General features: G+C 65.2%; 3 protein-coding genes and 1 pseudogene. All 4 read right to left on the reverse strand.

The window, feature by feature from the left end:
* Positions 1 to 878: lipid A biosynthesis lauroyl acyltransferase (locus EOA27_RS27615; RefSeq protein ID WP_127257742.1), on the reverse strand; the 878-nt coding region annotated here is incomplete at its 3' end.
* A gap of 20 nt (positions 879 to 898) precedes the next feature.
* Positions 899 to 1,927, reverse strand: a complete 1,029-nt coding sequence (locus tag EOA27_RS27620; protein ID WP_126082211.1) for a zinc-binding dehydrogenase — start codon at positions 1,925 to 1,927, stop codon at positions 899 to 901.
* A 38-nt stretch (positions 1,928 to 1,965) separates the two neighbouring features.
* A complete protein-coding gene (locus EOA27_RS27625; protein WP_126082212.1) occupies positions 1,966 to 3,237 on the reverse strand; it encodes a beta-ketoacyl-ACP synthase in 1,272 nt (423 codons plus the stop codon).
* 28 nt (positions 3,238 to 3,265) lie between these two features.
* A pseudogene (locus EOA27_RS27630) lies at positions 3,266 to 3,595 on the reverse strand (beta-ketoacyl-ACP synthase); the annotation flags it as partial.

Raw genomic sequence — 3,595 nt, forward strand, 5'->3', positions numbered from 1 at the left:
ACATCGGTGAGCAGCTGGGTGGTGGCGTCGACATCGACGCTGCCCTCTTCGGTGCGCGGGAAGTCCAGCTTGTCCTCGATCTCAAGACGAAAGCGGTTGCCCGGCAGCCTGACGCAGCGGGCGGGGTAGACATCGCAGTCATAGTGGCGGGCAAGCATGCCAAGCATCGGGTTGGTCTGGCATGGACGGCCGAAGAAGGTCGTCTCCACGCCGCCCGAGAATTTCTGATCGACCAACACGCCGATATTGCCGCCCTTTTCCAGGATGGCGGCAAGGGCGAAGGAGGCACCGGCGGCGGAGGGCAGCAGGGCGCCCATCGAGGAGCGGCGCGTCGAATGGATGTAGTCGGCGAGGTAAGGATTGTTCGGCGGGCGAAACAGCGCCGTGATGTTCATGCCGAACGTGGCCGCGGCCACCGGCAGCAGCTCGAAATTGCCGAGATGGCCGGTGAAGAGGATGTGAGGCTTCTCCTCGCCGGCGATCGCGACGAAATGATCGATGCCGCGAACCTCGACCCGGCCCGGCTTCGCAGCGTCCGGGTCGAAGTCGAACAATGCATCGAGGAAGATGTATTCGGCCGCGAGACGGGCCATGTTGCCCCACATGTCGCGCGCGATGGCCTCGATTTCGGCGTCGCTCTTCTGCGGATAGGCAAGGCGCAGATTGTTGACCGCGACCCGGTGGCGCCCGACCAGCGGACCGACCCGGCGGGCGGCGCGGTCGGCGAAGTTGAGCGCGCTGTCCGGCGGCAACAGGCGCAGCAGCGACAGCAACACCATGGCGAGCCGGGCGACCAGCCAGTGCTCCATCTGGCGCAGCCGCAGGCCGTAGCGGAACATGAAGTCCCGGCGGGCTTTCCTGAGCGCGTTGCCGACCATCCGCCTTTCCTGGAACTGTTTTAGGAAACGCGCAGGATGATCTTGCCGAAGACGTCGCGGCCTTCCATGCGCTTCAGCGCGGCATCGATGTCGTCGAAACCCACCTCGGTGTCGATTACCGGGGCAACGAGGCCAGAGGCCATCTTCTGCATGGCGTTGGCCATGTTCTCCATGCGGCAGCCGAAGGAGCCGAGCAGCTTCAGCTGCTGCTGGAAGAGCTGCATCAAATTGACCTGCGTCGACACGCCCGAGGTCGAACCGCAGGTGACGAGGCGCCCGCCGCGCTTCAAGCACAGCATCGAGCCGGCGAACGTGTCGGCGCCGACATGTTCGAAGACGACGTCGACGCCTTTCTTCTTCGTCAGCTTGCGCACGACGCCCTCGAAGCGGTCCTCACGGTAGTTGATGACATGATCGGCGCCGAGCGCCTTGGCCTTGTCGATCTTGTCGTTCGAGCCGACCGTGGTGATGACCGTGCAGCCCATCTTCTTGGCCAACTGGATGGCGGCGGTGCCGATGCCGGAGCCGCCGGCATGGACGAGAATGGTCTCGCCGGGCTCCAGCTTCGCGTTGTCGAACAGCATGTGCTCGACCGTGCCGAAGGTTACGGGCGCGACCGCCGCGCCGATCTCGGTGACGCCGGGAGGAGCGGGCACCAGCAGGCGCGCCGGCAGGTTGATCTTCTCCTGGGCGAAGCCATCCAGATGGAAGCCATGGACGCCGGAAACATGCTCGCACAGATTGTCACGGCCTTCGCGGCAGGCGCGGCACAGGCCGCAGGTACGCGCGCCGTAGATCGACACCAACTGCCCCGGCAGCAGGTTGGAGACTCCTGGACCGACCGCCTCGACCTCGCCGGAAGCTTCGGCGCCGACGACCAGCGGCAGCTTGCGCTTGGCGAAAGCCATGCCGCGCCAGCCCCAGACGTCGATATGGTTGAGCGCCACCGCCTTGATGCGGAGCGTCACTTCGCCCAGCGAAGGCGGCGGGGGAGGCGGCAGGTCCACCGTTTCAAGACGGCGGTCCTCGATAAGTTGCAATGCGCGCATTGGGCCTGTCAGTTCGTCAAAAGCGGGAAAACGTCCGCTTAGACCGGTTCCCGCGCCATGACAAGGCAGGTGTTCTGGCCGCCGAAGCCGAAAGAGTTCGACAAAACCGTGCCGACCTCGGCGTTGCGCTTCTTGTTCGGGACGACGTCGAGGACAATGGCCGGATCGGGATTGTCGTAATTGATGGTCGGCGGGATGACGCTTTCGCGCATGGTCATCAGCGAGAAGGCGGCCTCGACCGCGCCTGCCGCCGACAGCGTGTGGCCGATCATCGACTTGTTCGACGAGACCGGCATCGAGCCGATACGCTCGCCGAACACGGTGGACAGCGACAGATGCTCCATCTTGTCGTTTTCCGGCGTCGAGGTGCCGTGCGCGTTGACATACTCGATCTCGTCCTCGCTCATGCCCGCATCGGCAAGGACGGCGCGCACCGCCGCGATAGCCGGCGACGCATCGGGCTTGGAGCGAGTGCGGTGGAAATCGTCCGCCTTTTCGCCGCAGCCGCGCATGATGCCGAGGATCGTCGCGCCGCGGGCCAGGGCTGCTTCCAGCGATTCCAGCACCAGAGCGCCAGATCCTTCGGCGAGCACGAAGCCATCGCGATCCTTGGAGAAGGGTTTCGACGCCTTTTCCGGGATGTCGTTATGGGTGGAAAGGGCAGAAAGCAGCGAGAAGCGGATCAGCGCCTCGGCCGTCGCCGAGCCGTCGGCGCCGATCGACAGCGCCTTGTCGCATTCGCCGCGCCGGATCGCCTCGACGCCGAGCTGGATGGCGGTGGCGCCTGAAGCGCATGCGGTCGAGAGCGTTATCGGCAGGCCGCGCGTGCCGAAGCGGTCGGCCAGTCGGTCGGCGATCGAGCCGAACTGGGTGGTTTCGAAGATGTCGAGCTCCTTCAACGCGCGGGCGACGCGCAGCAATCTCTCGGAACCGCCATCCTTCTTGTCGGAATTATAGAGCGAGAAACGGTCGGCCCAGTCGAGCTCGACCGGCGGCGAGGCGAGGAACAGCGGGCCGCCGAAATCGCCGGAATCGAGCCGTGCTTCCGACACGGCTTCTTGGGCCGCGGTCTCCGCCAGTTCGTAAGTGAGGTGGCTTGCGCCCTTCGAGCTCGACGGCAGGAAGTCGACCATGCCGGAAATGCGGGTGTTGAGGTGATCGACCGGAAAGCGGGTGATCGGATGGATGCCGGATTTACCGGACGTCAGCGCCGCCCAGTTGTCGGTCTTGCCGACGCCCAGCGACGTCACGACGCCGATGCCGGTGACGGCCACGACCGGCCTGCCCATGTGGTCTTTGAGATTGGCCATGTTTTGTCCTGACAGCCTCGATCGTACCTCAGGCCGCTTTGATCAGCCCCATGCCCTCGAATTGGTGATAGCCGATCGCCGTTGCAAGGACTGCCTTCGGCGCACCGTCAAACGGCTTCTCGGCTGCGGCATCGAAAACGGGGTAACCGGCCTTGCGGTCGATCGCCATGGCCGCGAGCGCCACGGCGAAGGGGAACTGCGCCTCCTTCATATGGCCGGTCAGCGTCGAGAAGCCGCGCACGGCGAGCGCCGGATTGGCGTCGAGCGCCGCTTTCTCCGCGGCGGTGGCTGCATGAGCGCCCGAAGCGCCGGATATCGTCAGCAGTTCGCCGGCGGGCAATTCGGCCTGCTTCAGTAG

It is taken from the genome of Mesorhizobium sp. M2A.F.Ca.ET.037.01.1.1 (assembly GCF_003998075.1).
In the GTDB taxonomy this organism is placed as follows: Bacteria; Pseudomonadota; Alphaproteobacteria; order Rhizobiales; family Rhizobiaceae; genus Mesorhizobium.